At 68.3% G+C, this 20,979-nt stretch carries 18 protein-coding genes; 9 read left to right on the top strand and 9 right to left on the bottom strand.

Annotation, left to right across the window (positions count from 1 at the left end; genetic code table 11):
• Window positions 1–243: 243 nt before the first annotated feature.
• Entirely contained in the window at window positions 244–801 is a 558-nt protein-coding gene (locus HMPREF9336_RS09575) for an Rv1476 family membrane protein (protein ID WP_084206640.1), read from the bottom strand.
• Between the two features lie 182 nt (window positions 802–983).
• Here HMPREF9336_RS09575 and acnA point away from each other — a divergent pair, with 182 nt between their 5' ends.
• Together acnA and HMPREF9336_RS09565 are read left to right on the top strand one after the other, a co-directional pair.
• Complete coding sequence (gene acnA, locus HMPREF9336_RS09570) at window positions 984–3,788, top strand: aconitate hydratase AcnA (protein WP_007471287.1); 2,805 nt, start codon at window positions 984–986, stop codon at window positions 3,786–3,788.
• Between the two features lie 124 nt (window positions 3,789–3,912).
• The gene (locus HMPREF9336_RS09565; protein ID WP_021030429.1) at window positions 3,913–4,491 is read left to right on the top strand and encodes a TetR/AcrR family transcriptional regulator; all 579 of its coding nucleotides are present in this window, start codon (window positions 3,913–3,915) and stop codon (window positions 4,489–4,491) included.
• On the opposite strand, the gene HMPREF9336_RS09560 is transcribed toward HMPREF9336_RS09565, so the two are convergent.
• Entirely contained in the window at window positions 4,488–5,243 is a 756-nt protein-coding gene (locus HMPREF9336_RS09560) for a hypothetical protein (protein ID WP_007471283.1), read from the bottom strand. The genes HMPREF9336_RS09565 and HMPREF9336_RS09560 overlap by 4 nt on opposite strands.
• Window positions 5,244–5,616: 373 nt before the next feature.
• On the opposite strand from HMPREF9336_RS09560, the gene HMPREF9336_RS09555 reads away from it, so the two are divergent.
• The gene (locus HMPREF9336_RS09555) at window positions 5,617–6,138 is read left to right on the top strand and encodes a DinB family protein (RefSeq protein ID WP_007471281.1); all 522 of its coding nucleotides are present in this window, start codon (window positions 5,617–5,619) and stop codon (window positions 6,136–6,138) included.
• On the opposite strand, the gene HMPREF9336_RS19325 is transcribed toward HMPREF9336_RS09555, so the two are convergent.
• From HMPREF9336_RS19325 to HMPREF9336_RS09535, 4 genes are all read right to left on the bottom strand, one after another.
• Window positions 6,135–6,620: an AMIN-like domain-containing (lipo)protein gene (locus tag HMPREF9336_RS19325; protein ID WP_425277256.1), complete on the bottom strand. Its 486-nt coding sequence runs from the start codon at window positions 6,618–6,620 to the stop codon at window positions 6,135–6,137. The two genes, HMPREF9336_RS09555 and HMPREF9336_RS19325, sit on opposite strands and share 4 nt — an antisense overlap.
• A gap of 119 nt (window positions 6,621–6,739) precedes the next feature.
• Window positions 6,740–7,078: a helix-turn-helix domain-containing protein gene (locus HMPREF9336_RS09545; RefSeq protein ID WP_007471278.1), complete on the bottom strand. Its 339-nt coding sequence runs from the start codon at window positions 7,076–7,078 to the stop codon at window positions 6,740–6,742.
• A 428-nt stretch (window positions 7,079–7,506) separates the two neighbouring features.
• Window positions 7,507–8,025 (bottom strand): hypothetical protein, encoded by a 519-nt coding sequence (locus HMPREF9336_RS09540; RefSeq protein ID WP_007471277.1) that lies wholly within the window; start codon window positions 8,023–8,025, stop codon window positions 7,507–7,509.
• A gap of 266 nt (window positions 8,026–8,291) precedes the next feature.
• Window positions 8,292–9,920, bottom strand: a complete 1,629-nt coding sequence (locus tag HMPREF9336_RS09535) for an ABC-F family ATP-binding cassette domain-containing protein (RefSeq protein ID WP_007471275.1) — start codon at window positions 9,918–9,920, stop codon at window positions 8,292–8,294.
• Between the two features lie 257 nt (window positions 9,921–10,177).
• Here HMPREF9336_RS09535 and HMPREF9336_RS18990 point away from each other — a divergent pair, with 257 nt between their 5' ends.
• From HMPREF9336_RS18990 to HMPREF9336_RS09510, 5 genes are all read left to right on the top strand, one after another.
• On the top strand, window positions 10,178–10,948 hold the full coding sequence (locus HMPREF9336_RS18990; protein WP_040584749.1) for a hypothetical protein: 771 nt from the start codon (window positions 10,178–10,180) through the stop codon (window positions 10,946–10,948).
• A 352-nt stretch (window positions 10,949–11,300) separates the two neighbouring features.
• The gene (locus HMPREF9336_RS09525; protein ID WP_007471270.1) at window positions 11,301–11,900 is read left to right on the top strand and encodes a hypothetical protein; all 600 of its coding nucleotides are present in this window, start codon (window positions 11,301–11,303) and stop codon (window positions 11,898–11,900) included.
• Between the two features lie 106 nt (window positions 11,901–12,006).
• Window positions 12,007–13,371: an MFS transporter gene (locus HMPREF9336_RS09520; protein ID WP_007471268.1), complete on the top strand. Its 1,365-nt coding sequence runs from the start codon at window positions 12,007–12,009 to the stop codon at window positions 13,369–13,371.
• 5 nt (window positions 13,372–13,376) lie between these two features.
• Window positions 13,377–14,270: an N-acetylglucosamine kinase gene (locus tag HMPREF9336_RS09515; protein ID WP_244431618.1), complete on the top strand. Its 894-nt coding sequence runs from the start codon at window positions 13,377–13,379 to the stop codon at window positions 14,268–14,270.
• Window positions 14,271–14,287: 17 nt separating this feature from the next.
• Window positions 14,288–15,310: an SIS domain-containing protein gene (locus HMPREF9336_RS09510; RefSeq protein WP_051357323.1), complete on the top strand. Its 1,023-nt coding sequence runs from the start codon at window positions 14,288–14,290 to the stop codon at window positions 15,308–15,310.
• Window positions 15,311–15,335: 25 nt separating this feature from the next.
• Here the strand turns inward: HMPREF9336_RS09510 and HMPREF9336_RS09505 are convergent, their stop codons facing one another.
• The 3 genes from HMPREF9336_RS09505 to HMPREF9336_RS09495 form a co-directional block, all read right to left on the bottom strand.
• Window positions 15,336–16,436 (bottom strand): alpha/beta hydrolase, encoded by a 1,101-nt coding sequence (locus HMPREF9336_RS09505; protein WP_007471252.1) that lies wholly within the window; start codon window positions 16,434–16,436, stop codon window positions 15,336–15,338.
• 45 nt (window positions 16,437–16,481) lie between these two features.
• Window positions 16,482–17,891, bottom strand: coding sequence for an alpha/beta hydrolase (locus tag HMPREF9336_RS09500; RefSeq protein ID WP_051357322.1), 1,410 nt, complete (start codon window positions 17,889–17,891; stop codon window positions 16,482–16,484).
• 135 nt (window positions 17,892–18,026) lie between these two features.
• Window positions 18,027–19,805 carry a thiamine pyrophosphate-binding protein gene (locus tag HMPREF9336_RS09495; protein ID WP_021030422.1) on the bottom strand — a complete coding sequence of 593 codons (1,779 nt, stop codon included), beginning with the start codon at window positions 19,803–19,805 and terminating at the stop codon, window positions 18,027–18,029.
• Between the two features lie 164 nt (window positions 19,806–19,969).
• Between HMPREF9336_RS09495 and ypfJ the strand changes: the two genes are divergently transcribed.
• Entirely contained in the window at window positions 19,970–20,899 is a 930-nt protein-coding gene (ypfJ, locus tag HMPREF9336_RS09490) for a KPN_02809 family neutral zinc metallopeptidase (protein ID WP_007471247.1), read from the top strand.
• Window positions 20,900–20,979 lie beyond the last annotated feature (80 nt).

Below are 20,979 nucleotides of genomic sequence, written 5' to 3'. Positions count from 1 at the left end.
GCCGTCGTCGGCCTCGTCCGCCCCCTCCGGGCGAGCCTTCTCGCACCGGCACCGCGCCCAGCGCTCGAGCAGACGTTCTTCAGTCTTTCACACGCACACCATGCGTTCCAAGAGCAACTTACGCAACCCTGGCAACGGATCTATAACGCTTTGCCGACTGCCGTTTATAAAACAATCGGAAATGAGAAAGGGAATTCGCAATCAACGTTTCGGATTAACGCAGAGAATTACAGAAAGGTAATTTTATTGTCCGCTGTTCACGGCGGTCTCGGGCTCCGAAACCGCGCCTCGCCCGCCTTCCCGCGAGCCCGGCCGGAATTTCCGCGAGACGAGTCTGCATTTTTGTGAGAGCCTCGCCACAACCACCGCGCCGAGGACCAAGACGGACAAAACGGCGGTGATTTCCGTCCACGAGACGCTCGGGGCGAGCAACCGGTCGAGGAACTGGTTCGCCGCGACCGTCGGGTTCCCGTCGAGCTCGTCCTGCGCGTTCTCCAGCCGCGCCCTGGAGATGCTCGCGGAGTAGGACCCCGCGTAGCCCGGCGCGACGGCCAGCACGGTGACCGGATCCGAGCCCGCCACCTCCGTCGCCAGGTTTCGTAACTGCGTGGGGACGTAATCGCCCGGCGGCAGCACGAGGACCTCGAAGTCCAGGCCCTGCCCCTTCGCCCGCGCCACGACCTGGGCCAGGCCCGGCCGGTCCGCCGGGCCCGCGTACACGCCGGTCCGAGCGAGCTCCGCGCGGATCGCCGCAGGATCGGCCCCCGCGGGCAGGTCTTGCTTCAGCGGCCATGGACTCATGACGTGCATCGTACCGCCAGCCGACGCAGATCCGCCGCGACCGCGCCCGGATCGGCGTTGACGCACCCCCGCACATAGCAGTATGCTTGTACTGTTACGATGGTTCCCGTCCCACCAGCCCTGGGTCATCCGATGCGAGAGGCATGTTCCTGCGCGCCGGATGCCGAATAAGGAGGTCCACTATGGCCAGCATCAACTCCTTCAACTCCCGAGACACCCTCAAGGTCGACGACCAGGAGTACGAGATCTTCCGCCTCGACCGCGTCGAAGGCCTCGAAAAGCTCCCCTACTCGCTCAAGATCCTCGCCGAGAACCTTCTTCGCACCGAAGACGGGGCGAACATCACCCAAGACCACGTCAACGCCCTCGCCAACTGGGACCCCTCCGCCGAGCCCTCGGTCGAGATCCAGTTCACCCCGGCCCGCGTGGTCATGCAGGACTTCACCGGCGTGCCGTGCGTCGTGGACCTCGCCACCATGCGCGAGGCCGTGACCGAGCTGGGCGGCGACCCGAACAAGGTGAACCCGCTCTCCCCCGCCGAGCTCGTCATCGACCACTCGGTCATCCTCGACGTCTTCGGCCGCGCCGACGCCTTCGAGCGCAACGTCGAGCTGGAGTACGAGCGCAACGCCGAGCGCTACCAGTTCCTGCGCTGGGGCCAGGGCGCCTTCGACGACTTCAAGGTCGTCCCGCCCGGCACCGGCATCGTCCACCAGGTGAACATCGAATACCTCGCCCGCACGGTCTTCACCCGCAACGGCCAGGCCTACCCGGACACCTGCGTCGGCACCGACTCGCACACCACCATGGTCAACGGCCTCGGCGTCCTCGGCTGGGGCGTGGGCGGCATCGAGGCGGAGGCCGCGATGCTCGGCCAGCCGGTCTCGATGCTCATCCCGCGCGTGGTCGGCTTCAAGCTCACCGGCTCCATCAAGCCGGGCGTGACCGCCACCGACGTGGTGCTCACCATCACCGAGATCCTGCGCAAGCACGGCGTGGTCGGCAAGTTCGTCGAGTTCTACGGCGCTGGCGTCGCCGAAGTGCCGCTGGCGAACCGCGCGACCCTCGGCAACATGAGCCCGGAGTTCGGCTCCACCGCCGCGATCTTCCCGATCGACGAGGAGACCATCGACTACCTGCGCCTGACCGGGCGCGACGAGCACCAGCTCAAGCTGGTCGAGGCCTACGCCAAGGAGCAGGGCCTGTGGCACGACGCCGCGCACGAGCCCGCCTTCTCCGAATACCTGGAGCTGGACCTGTCCACCGTGGTGCCCTCCATCGCAGGCCCGAAGCGCCCGCAAGACCGCATCCTGCTCTCCGAGTCGAAGGTGGCGTTCCGCAAGGACATCCACAACTACGTCGAGGAGCAGCAGCCGACCCCGCACACCAAGCTGGACGAGGCGGTCGAGGAGTCCTTCCCCGCGAGCGACCCGGCCAAGCTGTCCTTCGCCGACGACGACGCCGTGCCGGTGTTCTCCGCCGCGAACGGCTCTGAGGGCCGACCGTCCAAGCCGGTGCTGGTCAAGTCCGACGAGCACGGCGAGTTCATCCTCGACCACGGCGCGGTGGTCGTCGCGGGCATCACCTCCTGCACCAACACCTCCAACCCCTCGGTCATGCTCGGCGCGGCCCTCTTGGCCAAGAACGCCGTGGAGAAGGGCCTGACCTCCAAGCCGTGGGTGAAGACCAACATGGCTCCGGGCTCCCAGGTCGTCACCGACTACTACGAGAAGGCCGGCCTGTGGCCGTACCTCGAGAAGCTGGGCTTCTACCTCGGCGGGTACGGCTGCACCACCTGTATCGGCAACACCGGGCCGCTGCCCGACGCGATCTCCAAGGCGATCAACGACAACGACCTCACCGTCACCGCCGTCCTCTCGGGCAACCGGAACTTCGAGGGCCGCATCTCCCCCGACGTGAAGATGAACTACCTGGCCTCTCCGCCGCTGGTCATCGCATACGCGCTCGCCGGGACGATGGACTTCGACTTCGAGCACGAGCCGCTCGGGACCGGGACGGACGGGCAGCCGGTGTACCTCAAGGACATCTGGCCCGCGCCCAAGGACATCGAGGACACCATCAAGTCGACGATCAACCGCGAGATGTTCACGAAGTCGTACGCGGACGTCTTCAAGGGCGACGAGCGCTGGCGCTCCATCCCCACGCCCGAAGGCGACACCTTCGAGTGGCAGGACTCCTCCACCTACGTGCGCAAGGCCCCGTACTTCGACGGCATGCCGCTCGAGCCCGCGCCGGTCGCGGACATCAAGGGCGCCCGCGTCCTCGCGCTGCTCGGCGACTCGGTGACCACCGACCACATCTCCCCCGCCGGGTCCATCAAGCCGGGCACCCCTGCCGCGCAGTACCTCGACGCCCACGGCGTCGACCGCAAGGACTACAACTCCTTGGGCTCGCGGCGGGGCAACCACGAGGTCATGGTCCGGGGCACCTTCGCGAACATCCGGTTGCAGAACCAGCTGCTCGACGGCGTCTCCGGCGGGTACACCCGCGACTTCACCCAGCCGGGCGGCCCGCAGGCGTTCATCTACGACGCGTCGGTGAACTACCAGAAGGCCGGCATCCCGCTCGTCGTCCTCGGCGGCAAGGAGTACGGCTCGGGCTCGTCCCGCGACTGGGCCGCGAAGGGCACCACGCTGCTCGGCGTGCGCGCCGTGATCACCGAGAGCTTCGAGCGCATCCACCGCTCCAACCTCATCGGCATGGGCGTCATCCCGCTCCAGTTCCCCAAGGGCGAGTCCGCGTACTCGCTCAAGCTGAACGGGACCGAGGTCTTCGACATCAGCGGCATCGAGAAGCTCAACGAGGGCGTCACCCCGAAGACCGTCCACGTCACGGCGACCAAGGAAGACGGCTCGAAGGTCGAATTCGACGCGGTGGTGCGGATCGACACCCCCGGCGAGGCGGACTACTACCGCAACGGCGGCATCCTGCAGTACGTCCTCCGCAACATGATCGCCGCCGGGTAGTCGAAGAGCTTCCGGCCGTCCAGGTGGATGAGATGCAAGGCGCACCGAGCCGTGGCGCACGGAGGCGGTATGGGCACACGAGGCGAGGAGCAACGCAGCAGCTCGCCAGCTGGGCGTGTCGGACATGCCTAGGGTAAGCCCCGACCGCATAGCCGCCACGAAGGGGCAGATCCTCGACGGGGCCCGGCGCTGCTTCGCCGAGCACGGCTACGACGGCGCGACCGTCCGCCTGCTCGAAGCGGCGACCGGGCTCTCTCGGGGCGCGATCTTCCACCATTATCAGGACAAGGCGGAGCTGTTCTTCGCCCTCGCCAAAGAGGACGACGAGCGGATGGCGCAGCTCGCCTCCTCGCACGGGCTCGTCCAGGTGATGCGGGATCTGCTGCGCAGGCCCGAGGAGCTGGGGTGGCTCACCACCCGGCTTGAGATCACTCGGCGGCTGCGCACCGAGCCGGAGTTCCGCGAGCGCTGGACGCACCGCTCCACCGCGGTCCGCGAGGCGGCTCTGGCCCGGTTGAGCCGCAAGCAGAGCGACGGCAGGGTGCGCGCCGACATCCCGGTCGAGGTGCTCTACGAGTACCTGCAGCTCATGCTCGACGGGCTGGTCAGCCATCTCGCCAGCGGCGAGGACACCTCCCGGCTCGACGCCGTCCTCGACATGGTCGAGACCGCGATCCGAGTGCCGAACCCGTCTGCCGATTAAGCCGCGAACCTCTTCGCGGCGGCCACGGCGACGTCTTTGAGCGAATCCCCGCAAAGGCCTTGGGCCACAGCCCCAGGCGTGATGAGGCCGCTCGTGCCCGCAACGGCTTCGCCGGGGTGCAACGACACCGGCGCGAAGGACCGGCCAAGGAAGACCACGACCTCGCACAGATCCTTGCGGTCGGAATTCGGATGCTGGATGACGTGCAGCTCGACCCCGTCGCGTCGTTCGACGGCGCGTTCCTTGTTGAGCTGGCCTATCGCGTTGCGGCCGTTCAGGTCGTCCGCTGTGAGCGGCTTGAGGGTCAAGACCACTCTCCGCGCGTCAGACGGCTCGCCGAAGACGCACGTGTTCGGCCCGCCGCCGAACGCATAGGGGTCGTAGCCCGCGAACCCGCGCAGCTTCGGGAACAAGGAGCATGCATCGGCTTTGGCGAATTTCGCGAGCTGGTCCTGCGGCTCCCAGATCGGCAGCCGCTTCGCCCAGACCTGGGCTGCGACCGTCGCGATCGCCCTCCCCGCGTCGCACAGCCGCGCGTTGTTCCACTCGCTCGGCTCGTCCCGCTCGTACAAGTACGCGCCCGCCTCGACCCGGAACAAACTCATTCGGCCCGCAGTCTCCGGATCTCTCGGCGCGGAGGGCAGATCGCCGAGTTTCAGGTCGAAGAAGAACCTGCAAGCGCCCCGGTTGCTCGTGGAGCTGAAAAGCCGGCGCACTTCTATCCCGTCCACATCGAACGGCTCCCCGCCCATCTCCGAAGGCTGGGGCGCGGTCCCACGGTCGTGAACGAGACGAAACCCCTGATCTGGGCCGGACCCGCATCTGCGAAATTCAGCGAACACAAGCTGTAGCTGCTCGCGTGGCCGTAGGAGGCCAACGTCGGGACAGCGGCGTGGAGCGCGTCCGGGTCGACGAAACCGCAGAAGTCAACCTGGCGCAAGGCCTGCTCCACTTCTGCCCTGACCGGATCCACGTCGGCCGAGGCGCGCGCATCCGGACTCGGACGTGAGCTTTCCCCGCCTGGCGCGCAACTCGCCAGCACAAAACTTGCCACCAACACGGCAAGCCTCAGGACAAAAAGAAAATGCCGACCCCAGAACACGAGGTCACTATAACCTTGTGCGCGTGGCTATCGTTCCTGACACGAAAAACTGGACTTGGGTGCTCGAACGCCCCTGCCCCGACTGCGGCCTCGAAACCTCGCAGATCGCGTTCCGCGCCATACCTGGGCTCGTGCGGGAGAACTCGCAAGGCTGGCGGGCGGCGCTCGCGCGCGAGGACGTCCGCGTCCGCCCGGACGAACGCACCTGGTCCGCCCTCGAATACGGGGCGCATGTGCGCGATGTGTTCCGGATCTTCCGAGCGCGATTGGCCCTGATGCTCGAACAGGACGAGCCGTCTTTCCCGAACTGGGACCAGGACAAAACCGCCGAGAAGGACCGCTACGGCGAGCAAGATCCCGGCCAGGTGCTCGCGCAGCTGCTCGAAGCCGCAGAAGCCGTTGCGTCGGCTTTCGAGGCGGTCCCCGACAGCGCGCTCGGCAGGCGCGGGCTGCGCGGCGACGGCAGCGCGTTCACGGTCGAGTCGCTAGCCCGCTACTTCATCCACGACCCTGTCCACCACCTCTGGGACGTCGGCCGGGCTTAGTGCGGGAAGTCCAGCACCAGCCGAGGCGGATCGGTCAGCTCGGCGACCGAAGGGCAGCGCTTCTCGCCGAGCCCGATTCCGAAGCCCTCATGCCCCTCAAAAAGCTCGCCATGCGCCACCTCTTTGACCAGCGGCAAATCCAGCACCGGGCCGTTGCGCTCCGGGTAGCGGATCCCAGCGGTCCAAGCAATGCCTTTGAAGAGGACGTCGACAAGAGCCGAGCCATACACCGGCCTGGTCCCGCCTCTCGGTCCTGGGCTGATCCCGCCAGGCCCCCGACATTGATCGCATACTGCGGAACTCCCGATCCGGGTTTCGCCGACGCAAGAGGGGCTTTGGCGTCGTCGGCTTCCGGGTCGCCGGCTTTCGCAAGTGTGGCGAATTCGAAGACAACACGGTCGAAGCCCTCGTGCTCGGCGACGCGGACATGGCTGACGACATCTCCGCCCACATGCACGCCGCCTCCCGTCACCACGCCGCACGGGGCAGGATCAGCCGCAGCGCGGACCGGAAAATGGACAAGGGCGGCAATGACTGCCACTACCGCCGAGAACCGAACACACCCCATCCGTTAGATATAGCACGGACGAGGCGCGCGCAGCTACTTCTTCTTGCTATTCGCCTTTTTCGCGGGCTCGGGCTCCACATTGTGCGCGCCGCCTCGGGCGCGCAGCGCCGTCTTCGACTCGACCAGCACCTTGTGGACGAAGCCGTAGGAACGGCCCGTCTCTTGGGCGAGGCTGCGGATACTGGCTCCCGCCTCGTACTTCGCCTTCAGGTCCGCCTGGAGCTCGGCCCGGTCGGAGCCGAGCACGCGCACTCCCTTGCGCCGCAGCGCGGCGGCGGTCTTCGCTTTGCCCGCAGGCGCTTTCGCCGACGCGCCCTTCACGGCGCGCGCCGAGTCTTTCGCGATGGGAGATTTTGATTGGGCTGGCGCCATTGCGCACCTCCTGGGGCTCGACGTACGGCATCAAGACCCTCTCTACAGTAGCGCGATGTTGGGAGGAGGGTCAATAACCAAGTGATCGAGAACTCACCCTTTCCCGGCTCCGCGCGGCCCGCTTTCCCGGCTCCGCGAGGCCCGAAAAAGTTGGCCTCAAGCCGACTTGAAGCCAGAGAGCCGAACCCACAAGAAAACACCATCGAGGAATGAGGACCGATCACGGCGCCCGAGTCCTTCACCGAGAACATGACGCTCCTCGTCCGCGGCGAGGAGCGGGAGATCCTGGGCGCGGCGCGCGACGGGAACCGGACCGGGCTGATCCTCGAAGCCGAAGCCACCGGCGGCCTTGCCGGAGCCTCGGCCATCGGCCTCGCCGCAGGCAGGCGCGGCGCAGCGGGATCTGCGCGCGCCGCTCCCGAAATAACTCAGCTGCTCGCGCAGACGTCCCGCTCGACGGTGTTGAGCCGGTCCGCGGCCGGGGCGATCCGAGCGGCGGCGGCGTTGAACTTGTCCGTGATGTCCTCCGGCACGCCGTCCGTGTCGTCGGAGGAGACGATCTCGTCTTGGACGTCCGCGAGATCCTGGTAGGCCGAAGCCTGGTCGCGCAGCGCCTGCTCCGCGTCGTCGTTGCCGACGCCGTCGGCGGTCCGCTCCAAAAGCTGCTGGCTGTCGCGGAACAACCCGCCGAGCTGGCGCTGCAGGTCGCGCCACTTGTCGATATCGCCCTGCTGCGGGCGCGAGCCGTGCAACGCTTTCAACTGGTTCTGCAACGCGGCGCGCTTCTGGTCGAGATCACGGAACGTCGGCCCCGCCGCCTGCAGCGCCTGGCAGGCGTGCTGATCGGGCGCGGCGGCGGCCACAGGAGCGGGAGCGACCGACAACGCGGCGGCGAGCAACGCCGGACGGGCCCATCTTCTGGCTTTTCTCATAGGCGACAATCTCATAGCTATCGATGCTAACAATCTTCCGGCTGCCCACGGCTCTCTCTCGGCTCCGACAACGCCGCACGGACTGCTCCGGCGCGTTCCCTCCGGCCAAAAACGTGAGCGGACGGGTGAACCGCACGCCCTCGCCCACCAGCTGCGCGGGGATCCGCGCTCCCGACACGAACGGCGCGGCGGGCTCGTCTGCGGCAGTCTGATCGTTCAGAGCAGCGAGGAACGAGCGGGTGCGCGAGGAGCCGAGAACGCCGCACGGACCCCAGGAAAGATCAGGCGAGTTCGACCAGCTCCAGGTAATCCGCCGACCAGTGGTCCTCGGTGCCGTCCGGCAGGACGATGACCCGCTCCGGGGCGAGCGCCTCCACCGCGCCGGGGTCGTGGGTCACGAGGATGATCGCCCCGGTGAACTTGCGCAGACCGCCGAGGATGCGCTCGCGGGAAGCCGGGTCGAGGTTGTTCGTCGGCTCGTCCAGCAACAGCACGTTCGCGCCTGAGGAGACCAGGCCCGCGAGCGCGAGCCGGGTCTTCTCGCCGCCCGAGAGCGTCCCGGCGGGCTGGGAGAGCTGGTCGCCGGTGAGCATGAACTGGCCCAAAAGGTCGCGCAAGCGCTGCTCGGGGGCGTCGGGGGCGGCGTGGCGGATGTTGTCCCAGACCGAGTCGTCCGGGTCGATGGTGTCGTGCTCCTGGGCGAAGTACCCGATCTTGAGGCCGTGGCCGGGGATCACCGCGCCGGTGTCCGGGGTCTCCGCCCCGGCGAGCAGCCGCAGGAGCGTCGTCTTCCCCGCGCCGTTGAACCCGAGGATCACCACGCGCGAGCCTCGGTCGATGGCGAGGTCCACCCCGGCGAAGATCTCCAAGGAGCCGTAGCTCTTCGAAAGCCCTTCGGCCATGAGCGGGGTCTTGCCGCACGGGGCCGGGTCGGGGAAGCGGATGTCCGCGACCTTGTCGGCGATCCGGTCCGGCTCCAACGCCGCGAGCATCTGCTCCGCGCGCCTCGCCATGTTCTTCGCCGCGACCGCCTTGGTGGCCTTCGCGCCCAACTTCGCCGCCTGGCTCTGCAGCGCGCTCGCTTTCTTCTCCGCGTTGGCCCGCTCGCGCCGCCTGCGCTCCTCGTCCAGCGCCCGGGTCTTCAGGTACGTCTTCCAGTTCGTGTTGTAGACGTCCGCCTCGCCGCGCATCGCGTCGAGGTACCAGACCCGGTTCACCACCGCGTCTAGCAGCTCCACGCTGTGCGTGATGAGCAAGAGGCCGCCCTCGTGGCGTTGGAGAAACGACTGGAGCCAGGTGATCGAGTCGGCATCGAGGTGGTTCGTCGGCTCGTCCAACAGGAGCGTGGTGCCGGACCCGTCGCCGCCCTCGGTCGCCGCGAAGAGGATCCTCGCGAGCTCCACACGGCGGCGCTGCCCGCCGGAGAGCGTGCCGATGGCCTGCTGCATCACGCGTTCGGGCAGGCCGAGGCGGACGCAGATCTGCGTCGCCTCGCTCTCGGCGAGATAGCCGCCCCGCGCCTCGAACCGCTCCTGCAGCTCGCCGTACGCGCGAATGGCGCGGTCCCGCTCGCGCTCGTCGACCACCTCGGCCATCTTGACCTGCTGCTTGTCCATCTCGCGGAGGATCGTGTCCAGGCCTCGCGCGGAGAACACCCGGTCTTTCGCGAGGACGGACAGATCGCCCTCTTTCGGATCCTGCGGCAGATAGCCGAGTTCTCCGGTGCGGGATATGGTCCCGCCGTACGGCTTGGTCTCGCCCGCGAGAATGCGCATCGTCGTGGTCTTGCCCGCGCCGTTCCGGCCCACCAGGCCGATCCGGTCGCCCTGCTGGATGCGAAGCGCCGCCCCCGCCGCCGAGAGCAGCGTTCTGCTCCCAGCTCGCACTTCCAGGTCGTTCGCCACAATCACGGGCGCTCATTCTACCGGAGCGCCGCCAATGGGAAGAACCATTTTCCCCGCCCTCTGACCGGGGAAGCTCTGCAAGCGTGCTGGTCCGGACACCGCGCGGACACTCGCGAATGATGACGATCCGGTGACGATCAATGCGCGAAAAACAACGATAGCGTCAAGACTTCACACACAGCTAGACGTGTTCCGCGCCCTCATGCCAGGCTTTTCCCGAAGTACACCGACGCGTGCAGAACACGGAAAGAGCCAACATCTCTATGAAGAACACATCTCGCATGGCAGCGGCCATTGTGGGCTCCCTCGCCACGGCCGGGCTCGGCGTCGCCGCCTTCTCGGCGGCCGCGCCTGTTCCCGAAGGAGCCCAAGACGTCCAGTCGGCCTGCGACTCGTTGGCAGGCCCTGCCAACGACGCCGCCATCGCCGTCAGCAAGATCCACGACATCGGCCCGACGATCGCTCCCGCGCTGCCGCACCCGGACAACCCGGAGCTTGAGACCGGCCAGGTCAACATGATCCAGCTCTTCCTCCAGTCGCGCGACATCTCCGGATCGCTGCGCCACGCCAGCGGCGGACTGCGCGCCGCCGAGGGCGGCGTGGAAGCCGACGACCTGCGCTCCGCCGCCGACGACCTCGCGCAAGCGGACGACGACACGGCGGCGGCCTTCGACTCCGCCTCCAACATCCTTGGCCCGCGCCCGCCCATGGACGAGGCCGCGCAGCAGATCATGCAGCACCTCGGCGACGCCATGAACGCGTTCCACCACTTCAACGACCTCTATTCCGCTCGCTGCGGGGTGGACTTGCGCCCGGACTGGGACAACCCGTCCGCCGCCGCGGCAGAGGTCGACCAGGCCGCCGCGCCTGAGGACGACCAGGCTCCCGCTCCCGAGGACGACCAGGCTCCCGCTCCCGAGGACGACCAGGCTCCGGCCCCTGCCGACGACCAGGCCGCCGCGCCTGAGGACGACCAGGCTCCGGCCCCTGCCGACGATGCGGCTCCCGCTCCCGAGGACGACGGCGGACAGTAGTCCGATTCCAGCCCTTTCATGGGAGTTTCCTGTGAACGTAAGGCTGCTGAACTGGGATTTTATAAAAACCCCAGTTCGTTTATGGTAGTGTCCGGAAGGAACTGGCGCACAGGAGAGCTACCGTTCCGGCACGGGTTTTTCGCCGAATGCCGGAGCGACGCGCAGACGAGGAGACGGCGATGACATCAAGTTGTCTGATCTTGGCTGGACGTGCCTAGTTCACCAGTGCCAAAGCTGGCCCTGCAACGAACCGCTGCGCGTCCAGCCAAGTCGATACCGACGGCTGAACGAGCCGAGATACCTGAAAGAGTCGAAGTTGTCCATAAAAGCATTTCGCGCGACCACCGCATTGTTGAGCTCCATCGCTGTGGCCGGGTTCGGCGTCGCCGCCTTCTCGCACGCCGACCCCGCCCCGGAAGCCCAGTCCTCGTGCGACGCTCTCGGCGCCGCCGCGCGCGACTCTGCGGCCAACATGGACAAAATCCACGGCATCGCGCAGACCATCTCCCCCGCTCTGCCGCACCCGGACAACCCGGAGCTTGAGACCGGCCAGGTCAACATCATCGACCTGTTCTTCAAGGCTCGCGACCTCTCGCGTTCGCTTCGCCAGTCCAGCGGCGAGCTTCGCGCCGCCGAGGCCGGGATCGAGCTGGAAGACCTGCGGGACTCCGCCGACAACCTCGCCCAGGTGAACGACGAGACGGCGACCTCGTTCGACAACGCCTCCAACCCGCTCGCGCCCCGTCCCCCGATGAACGAGCTGGCGAACACGATGTTCGACACCGTGAAGAACGCGATCCAAGCGTTCCAGGGCTTCAACGGCCTCTACCAGAAGCACTGCGGCGAAGACTTGATGCCGAACTACGACGAGCAGCCCTCGGCCGCGGACGTGAACGAGGAGGCCGCTCCCGCGACCGACCCCGCTCCGGCGGAGAACGACAGCGAGAACTAAGCCTCGCGAAACCAGAAGCGCCCGGCCCTCGGAATATTCCGAGGGCCGGGCGCTTCTGGTTTCTCCCTCCGCTGCCGCTCGGCGGGCGATAGCGGATAATCGACAAATGCCAGCCTCGGTGCGCGCGCTCGCCGCCACAACCATCGCCCTCGGAGTCGTCTACGGGTACGACAGCTCGATCATCGGCGGCACGCTGTTCATGTTGGAGCATCAGTTCCAGCTGGACGACGCGCACAAAGAAACCCTCACCACCGCCGCCGTGGTCGGCCAGCTTCTCGGAGCCGCGCTCGGCTCGCCCTTCATCGAGAGAGCCGGGCGGCGGCGCTCGACCCTGCTGGTCGCTGCGGGCTTCGCGGTGTTCTCTCTCTTCTCCGCCCTCGCTTGGGGGCTCGGTCCGCTCATCGTGGCGCGGTTCTTCGTCGGCCTGGTCACGGGCGTGTCCATCGTGGCGGTGCCGGTCTTCGTCGCCGAGTCCGCCCCGACGCGGCGGCGCGGCGCGCTGTTGGCCTCGTATCAGGTCGCCTGCGTCTGCGGCATCATTCTCGGCTATCTCTGCGCCCGCGTCGCGAGCGGCCACGAGGCGTGGCGCGCCGTGCTCGCCGTCGCGGCGATCCCCGCCGTGCTGGCGTGCGTCCTGCTCATGTCGCTGCCCGAACCGGCGAACGCTCCGGAAGAAACGGGGCCGACGTGGACGAGGATCCGGGAGATCCTGCGCCCCCCGTATGCGCGGGGGTTCGTCTTCGTCGTCGGACTCGGGGCGTTCGCGCAGCTCACTGGTGTCAACGCGGTGGTCTACTACGGTCCGGCCATCTTCAAGGCGATGGGCTTCGGCGAGAACGACGCGCTGACCGTCTCCGCCGGGGTGCAGGCGGCGAGCCTCGCGTCGGTGCTCCTCGCTATGGCGGTCGTCGACCGGCTCGGACGCAGACCGGTGCTGCTGACCGGGATCGCCGTCATGGCCGCCTCCTGCGTCCTGCTCTCCGTCCTGTTTTTGGGAAACACAGCGGCCGGACATCCCGAGGCCGAGGTCCGGTTCAGCCATTGGGAGGGCGTGCTCGGCTTCGTCGGGACGGCGGCGTTCACGATGGGCTTCACCTTCGGGTTCGGGGCGCTGATCTGGGCATACGCGGGCGAGAGTTTTCCCGCCCGGCTGCGCTCGACCGGGTCCAGCGCCCTGCTCACCGCCGATTTGGCGGCCAATGTCGTCGTCTCGTGGCAGTTCCTCACCGTGCTGCACACGTTCGGCGGAGCCGGGACGTTCGCGCTGCTCGCCGCCGTCGCGGCGGCGGCTTTCGGCTTCGTCTGGCGGCTCGCCCCGGAGACGAAAGGACGCGACGTGGAGGAGATCGAGCGGTTCTGGGCGAACGGGGCCCCGTCGAAATTTTTCGGCAAACGGCAGTGGCCCGACGAGCCCTCGCCCCAATCTGACGAGAAGAATTCCGAGGGGAACGCGAATCGAGGACGCCGATGAGCGGCATGGGCATCGCTGTCGGCATCGACATCGGCGGATCGAAGACCCACGTCATCGCCGCCAGGGACGGCGAAGTCGTCTTGGACTGCACCACCGGCAGCGCCAATCTGCAATCGGTCAGCCAGGAGCTGGTGTGCCAGCGCCTCGACGAGATCTTCGCCCGCCTCGACACGGGCGCGGTGCGCTCGATCTGCGTCGGGGCGGCGGGCGCGGACAGCGAGCGGCAGATCGGCCTGCTCAAAGCGATGCTGCGCGAACGCGCGCCGGGAGCGAAAGTCTCCGCCGCGCACGACACCGAGCTGCTGCTCCCCGCCGCGGGCAAGGACACCGGGATCGCGCTGCTCTCGGGCACCGGCTCGGTCGCTTTCGGCGTCGCGCCGGGCGGGCAGAGCGCGCGAGCGGGCGGCTGGGGGTACTTGCTCGGCGACGAGGGAAGCGGGTTCTGGATCTTCCGCGAGGCGGTCCGCCACACGCTGCGGGCCGACGACCGGGGCGAGGGCCACGACGAGCTGAGCCGCCAATTGCTGCGCCACTGCGGCTGCGCCTCCGCGATCGAGCTGCTCGACCACGCGTACGCCCAGCAGGAGCGTCGGGCGTGGGCCAAGCGCGCCGAGCTCGTCCTCGCCCTTGCCGAACAAGGCGAGCCGTCCGCCGCGCGTATTCGGGAGCGGGCCGCCCTCGCGCTGCTCGAGCTGGCCCAGACCGTGCGCAACCGGCTCGGGCAGGAGCCGATTGCCGGTACATTGGAAGTCGTGCTGGCCGGCGGACTGCTCACCTATACCTCCTCGTTCCAAAACGAGGTGCGCGCGAAACTGCTCGACGCGGGGTTCGCAGAGGTGTCCGTGCTCGACAAACCGCCAGCGCACGGGGCGTTGATCCTCGCCGAGAGGAACCGATGAGCGCTCCCGGCTCGCTGATGGAAGCCGAGATCCGCGAGCAGCCGGAGGCCTGGTCGCGTTTTCTCGCCAACGGGCTGGGATCCGTCGTCCGGGCCGCGAGGCGGATCGCCGAATTCGGCCCGAAGCATGTGATTTTCGCCGCCCGAGGCACGAGCGGCCACGCGGCTTTGTACGCGAAGTACTTGTTCGAAACGCTCCTCTCCGTCCCGGCCGGCTTCGCGTCCCCCGCCTCGCTCACGGTCTACGGAGCCCGGCCGGACTACGCCGGGGCGCTCGTCATCGGAATCAGCCAGTCGGGCGGCTCCCCCGATCTCGCGCGCTCTCTCGCCGCCGCGCGCGAGGGAGGCGCGCTCACCCTCGCCGTGACCAACGCCTCCGGCTCGCCGTTGGCGCAAGCCGCGCACGAGCATATCGACGTGCTCGCCGGACCGGAGCGGGCCGTGGCGGCGACCAAGTCCTACACCGCGCAGCTCCTCGCGCTCCACTCGCTGGTCGGCGCGCTCCGGGGCGAGACGGACGAAACAGCCCGGACGCTGCCGGGGTTGGCGCGCGAGCTCCTCGACAGGCAGGAGGAAGCGGTCGTCCGCCTCGCCGAGCGCTACCGCTTCGCCTCCCGCGCGGTGGCGGTCGGGCGGGGCTACTCGTCCGCCACGGCCAAAGAAGCGGCGCTCAAGCTGATGGAGACGAGCTATCTCTTCGCGCTCCCCTTCTCCGCCGCGGATCTCCTGCACGGGCCGCTCGCGGCGCTGGACGCGCTCACGCCCGTCCTGCTCGTCGCCGCCGAGGGCAGAGGCGGAGAGGCCGCGCGGAGCGTCCTGCCGGAGCTGCGCCGCCAAGGCGCTGACGTCGTTTGCCTCGGATCGGAGGAAAGCGTCCGCGCCGCCGGGGCCGGGATCGTCCTCCCCGGCCCGGTCGCAGAAGCGGCTTCCCCCTTGCTCGAAGTCCTGCCCGCGCAGGCGCTCGCGCTCCGCCTCGCGCTGCTGCGCGGCGAAAACCCCGACTCCCCGCGCGGGCTCAGCAAAGTGACGAAAACGCTTTAGCCCTCCGCTCAGGCGGGGCTGCGGCTCAGATGTCGGACGGGACGAGCGGGATCTCCGGAACGCCGGGGGTGTGCAGGTAGCCGGCGAGCCACGGCAGCGAGTCCGCGAACGTGGAACGCGCGAACGGCCACAAGTGCCTGCCGGGGCCGACATAGACCGAACACGCGATGCCGACCTTCCGCCCGGCTTCGCACAATGTCGTGGCCGCGTTGGTCGAGTCCGGGTCGACCCAGACGTTCGGGTCCGAATCCGACTTCGCCTCGTTCACCCGGCCAGGATGGCCGGTCACCTGGAACCAGCCAGCGGTGCGCGGGTAATGGCCGCGCTGCGCCATCACCGCGAGGTTGTCGTGCTGGTCGTACGCCGCCTTGTTGCCGCCGAACAGCTCGCCGAGGGTGTCCGCGTCCTCGCCGAGCGACGGGCGCAGGAAGCCGACGATGTCCACGAACCCGCTGAACTGCTCGGGGTGGGTCACCGCCAGGGTCACCGCGCACGTGCCGCCCATCGACCAGCCGACGAGGCCCCAGCTGCTCGCGGCAGGGCTCGCGCCGAATTTCGACACGATGAACTGCGGCACCTCTTTCGTCAGATGGTCCTCGGCGTTGCCCCTCGGCCCGTTCACGCACTCTGTGTCGGCGTTGGAGTACCCGCCGAAGTCGACGAAGACCAGGATCGGCGCGTTCCCCCCGTGCTCGGCGGCGAAGTCATTCGCGATCTGCACGGCCTGGCCGTTGCGCGCCCAATACTCCGGCGAGTCCCCCTGCCCCGCGATCATCATCACTGCGGGCAGCTGCGGCGGCTGTTTCGAGGCGAACCACGCGGGCGGCAGGTACACGTATTCTGGCCGGTGCGGGAAATGGCTCACCGTGTCGGGGATGTCCACCCTGACCAGCTTCCCGAGCGGCTGCGGGACGCCTCGCAGCGCGTCGAGCCCCTTCTCGTCGATCGCGGCGGGGATCGGATCTTCGACCTCGGGGTCCGCCGAGGCGGACGGGATCAGGCCGATCCGGCCAGGCGTGTTGCTCGCAAGCAGAGCCAGCAAGATCGTGAGCGCGCCGAACGCCCGGAGCCATCCGACGACCTTGCCCATAGACTTCGAAAACAACAAAAAGAACACTCCGATCATCAGGTCAAGCCTTGCGCGCCACCGGACAACTCCAGAAACAGGCGCCTACTGAGTCGCTGGCGTGGAAGCCGGCAACGGCGACGGCGGCACACCCGGAGTACCAAGATACCCGGCCAGCCATGGCAGCGCGTCTCGATACGCCGAGGAGGCGAAATCCCACGTGTGCCTGCCCGGTTTGACGATCACCGAGCACTGTATGCCGTGCTGCTCGCCAGCATGGCACAGCTTCCGCGCAGCTCCGAGGTAGTCGCCCGACCCCGCGAACCCGCCTGGGTCGTACCCGCCGAAGCCGACGTTCCCCGCGTTCGCGGCCGCCGGTTTCGGCTTCTGCCCTTTCGGCGCTTTCATCGGCGTGCTGGAAGTCTGGAACCAGCCCGCCGTGCGGTCGTAACGCCCGTGCGCGTTGATCGCGTTGAGCGGGGCGTACGAGTCGTAGGCCGCCTTGTCGCCGCCGAACAAATGCTTGACCGTGGTCGCCTCGTCCCCAGCGCTCGGCCGGATGTCCCCCGCGATGTCCACGAAGCCGCTGAACAGATCCGGGTGGCGAGCGGCGAGGTTCACCGCGCACGTCCCGCCCATCGACCAGCCGACCACCCCCCATTTCGCGGGATCCTCGCTCGCGCCGAATTTCGAGACCACGTACGGCGGGACGTCTTTCGTCAGATGGTCCTCGGAGTTGCCCCTCGGCCCGTTCACGCACTCCGAGTCGGTGTTGAAGCTCCCGCTCGTGTCCACGAAGACCATGATCGGCGCGTTGCCGTCGTGCTCGGCGGCGAATTTGTCGGCGATGTCCGCCGCGTCGCCAACGCGGATCCAGTGCGACGGCGTGTCGAACTCGCCGCCGATCATCATGACCACCGGCAGCTGCGGCGGCTGTTTCGAGGCGAACCACGCGGGCGGCAGGTACACGTACTCCGTGCGGTGGGTGAACCGGCTCGCGTCGTTCGGAATATCCACCGGCACCACGCGCCCCGCGGTCTGCGTGGTGCCCTGCAGCGCCGGGAGGTCGGCGGCGCTCACCTCGTTCGGCAGCGGCCCCGCCGTCAGCTCGTCCCACGCCTGTTCCAAAGTCTTGTAGTACCCCACCCATTGGTTGACCACCACGCCCGTCGAAAGCAGGCACAGCGGCACCGCGAGGAGCGCGACCGCGCGCCTTCCCCACCACTGCCCCCGCCAGCCGAGGACGAGCACCGCGAGCGCGGCCCCGGACACGCCGACCCAGAACCAGAGCGCGCTCGGCGCGGGATCCCCCGCGAGCCCGTTCTCCTCGATGTAATGGTACACCGCCCAAAGCACGCCGAACGCCACCAGCGCGGCCACCGGGACCCAGCACAGCCACCACCGTTTGGTCCTGTCGCGGCCGCTGAGCGCGTAGGCGAGCGCGGTGACCGCGAGGATCTCCACGACCCACGGGAACCAGCCCTGCTGGATCTTGATCCCGTTGCGGTATCGCATCATCGGACTGCCCGCAGAGATGGCGAACGACACGACGGGCTGGGCCGCCAACGTCCCGAGGTGGTACGTCATTGGGTTGAGCACCGTGCCATCCTGCCAAGACAGGCTGAGCGGTTGCTGAGAGCGCGGGGCCTGCTACGCCAGCGCCGAGAGGAACGGGAGGAAGGGCGGGATCTCGTCCGGGTCGCAGAGCGCTTCCACGAGCGCCGGACCGTCCGCCTCCGCTGTTTCCGCCAACGCGCTGCGCAGCTCCGAAGAAGTCCGCGCCGAAGCTGCCGGCAGGCCGGGGAACATCGCCGCGACGCCGGCCGCGATCGACGCGGGCCGGAAACGGTAGCGGCCGTGCCCGCCGGAATGGAAGAGCTGCTCTTGGACCACGCTCCTGCCGTGCGCGTTGTTATTGCAGATGACGAACGTGATCGGAAGCTCGTGCTCGACCGCAGTGTGCAATTCCATGCCGTGCGCGTAAAACGCCCCGTCCCCTGCGACCACGAACGTGCGCCTGCCCCTCGCGAACGCGCACCCGATCCCCGCGCCGAAGCTGTAGCCCGGCGTGGCGGCTCCGAGCGCGACCACGAACCTGCCCTCTTCCCGGCATGGGAGCCGGTGCAGGCACGAGGCCCCGATGTTCCCCGTGTCCACGACGATGTCCGCGCCTTGCCCGACCGCCTCGTCCAACGCGGCGACCACGTCCGCGTGGCTGATCCCGTGGCCGGAGCGGGCGGGGACGGGGAGCGCCGAGGGCGCGTGGCGCTCGGGCTGGCGGTGCTGGGACATCGGCCGCAGCGCCTTGCACAGCACCCTCAGCGTGCCTCGGAGGTCCGAGGTGAGCAGATGCGCCGCTTCGATGTGCGGCGGACGCTCCCCGAGGGAGAGCACCTCCACGCCCTTGAGCGCCTGTTCGAGGCCGCAGCGGGTCTGCTCCGGAGCCCTGGTGCCGATGAGCAGGCACACCTTGGCCCTCCGGATCGCTTCGCCGACCTGCGGATGGCCCATGCTGCCCGCCACCCCGATGAGGTGGCGGTCCGCCGGGCTGATCGCGTCTTTCGCCTCCGGGGCGACGGCCACGCTCGCGCCGAGCACACGGGCCAGTTCGGCGAGCTCCGCGCGGGCGCCGTGCCTGCCGATCTCCTCTCCCGCGATGATGACGACCTTCGGGGCGGCTTTCGCCAGTTCGGTGGCGAACCCCATCAGGCCGAGCCCGTTCGCCCGCAATTTCCCCGCCGGGGACGACGAGGCCAGCAGGCGCGGCCTGCCCGGCAGCCGGGTCTGCTGGATGTCTTTCGGCAAGATGACCACGGCGGGCCCGGACAGCCGGAGCGCCATTTCGAGCGCCTGCTCGACGAGGTTCGCGACCAGCGACAGGTCCTGCGCGCGTCGGCAGAACACGGAGACCGACTGCAGCACCTGCGCCACGTCCAGGCTCCCCGTCCGCCCGCTGCCGTCGCCGAACGCCCCGAAACCCGCCGCGTTGACGGGCGGCTGTCCGACGAGCGCGAGCACCGGCACCCTGCTCGTGAACGACTCGCCAAGAGCGGGGACCAGGCTCAGGCATCCGCCTCCCGAGCCCGCCATGACGACCCCGACCCGTCCGACCGACTCGCTGCGGCCCCAGACCGGACGGGGCCGCCCGCCGACTCTGGCGTAGCAGTCCGCCATTGCCGCCGCCGAGAACTCGTGCTTGGCGACCACCGCGGTCATGCCGGCCCTGCTCTGCACGGCGTCGTAGAGGTCGTCGACATGCTCGCCGCCCGCGCCGAAGACATGGCGGACCCCCGCCTCGAAGAGCTGGTCCGCCACCTGGTCCACCACCCGCGGGACGGCGCGGGGGTCCGCTGCGGCCGAGGACGGCTCGTTCTGGAGAACACGGGACTCAAACATGTCGCTCACCTCATTGAGAACCACATCGAACATCAGAAAAGTATGACGCGCGTCACTCTTGCGTTCGTTCTAGTCTGCACCTCGACGGACGGAAACGCAAGAGGCTTCCCGCTCGGGGAAACACCAGATCAAAACAGATTTACCTTTGCTCTGGTAGCATCCAGCTCGCCCACCCTTTTCAGACCTAGGAGACCGCCGTGACCTTCAACGAGGGCATCCAGCTCGACGCGAGCGACATCCAAACCGGAGGAGGCGGCATGGGCCGAGGCCCGCAGCTCGCCCTCGGCGGCGGGGTCGGCGGCATCATCGTGCTCGTGCTCGGCCTCTTGCTCGGCGGCAACGGCGGGGGGCGGCTGCAGAACGCCGTCAACGGCGCGGGCGCGGGCGCGCAGTCGAGCGCGCAAGACCCTCAGCTGGAGGCCGAGCTCAAGGAGTGCGGACGAAACCCCTCCCTCGCCAACACGAACGCGACCTGCCTGATCGCCTACACCGGCAACAGCGTCAACAGCGTGTGGGCCAAGATCCTCCCCGAGCAGACCGGGAAGGCATACGTCAAACCGACGATGCAGCTCTTCCACGGCGGGGTCAACACGGGCTGCGGCGCGGCGGACAGCTCGGTCGGGCCGTTCTACTGCCCCGCCGACCACACCGCGTACTTCGATCCGACCTTCTTCAAGGAGCTGGTGCGGCTCGGCGGCAGCAACGGCAATTTATCCGAGGAGTACGTCGTCGCCCATGAGTACGGGCACCACATCTCCAATATCGAGGGCTCCCTCGCCGCCGCCTCGCGCAGCCCCAAGGGCGCGCAGTCCGGCGGCGTGCGCACCGAGCTGCAAGCCGACTGCTACGCCGGGGTCTGGGCGCACTGGGCGACGCGGATCCCCGCGCCGGGCAGCGACCGGCCATTCATCAAGTCCATCACCGAGCAAGACGTCAAAGAGGCGCTACAGACCGCGCAGGCCATCGGCGACGACAGCCTGCAAAAGCGGGCAGGCAGGCGGGTGAACCCCGAGTCGTTCTCCCACGGCAGCGCGCAGCAGCGCCAAGCCTGGTTCATGGAGGGCTACAACACCGGGCAGGTCGACAGCTGCGACACCTTCCGCGCCCGCGACCTCAACAACCCCTGACACACCTGGCCGAACGATCTTGAAGTCAAAATTTATCGAACGAATGTTCTTGACATAGGAGCCGAACGGGTGTTCCATTG

The sequence above is a fragment of the Segniliparus rugosus ATCC BAA-974 genome (assembly GCF_000185725.2).
GTDB lineage: Bacteria > Actinomycetota > Actinomycetes > Mycobacteriales > Mycobacteriaceae > Segniliparus > Segniliparus rugosus.
Note: the sequence above shows the minus strand (reverse complement) of the source record. Positions and strands in the feature narration are given on the sequence as shown.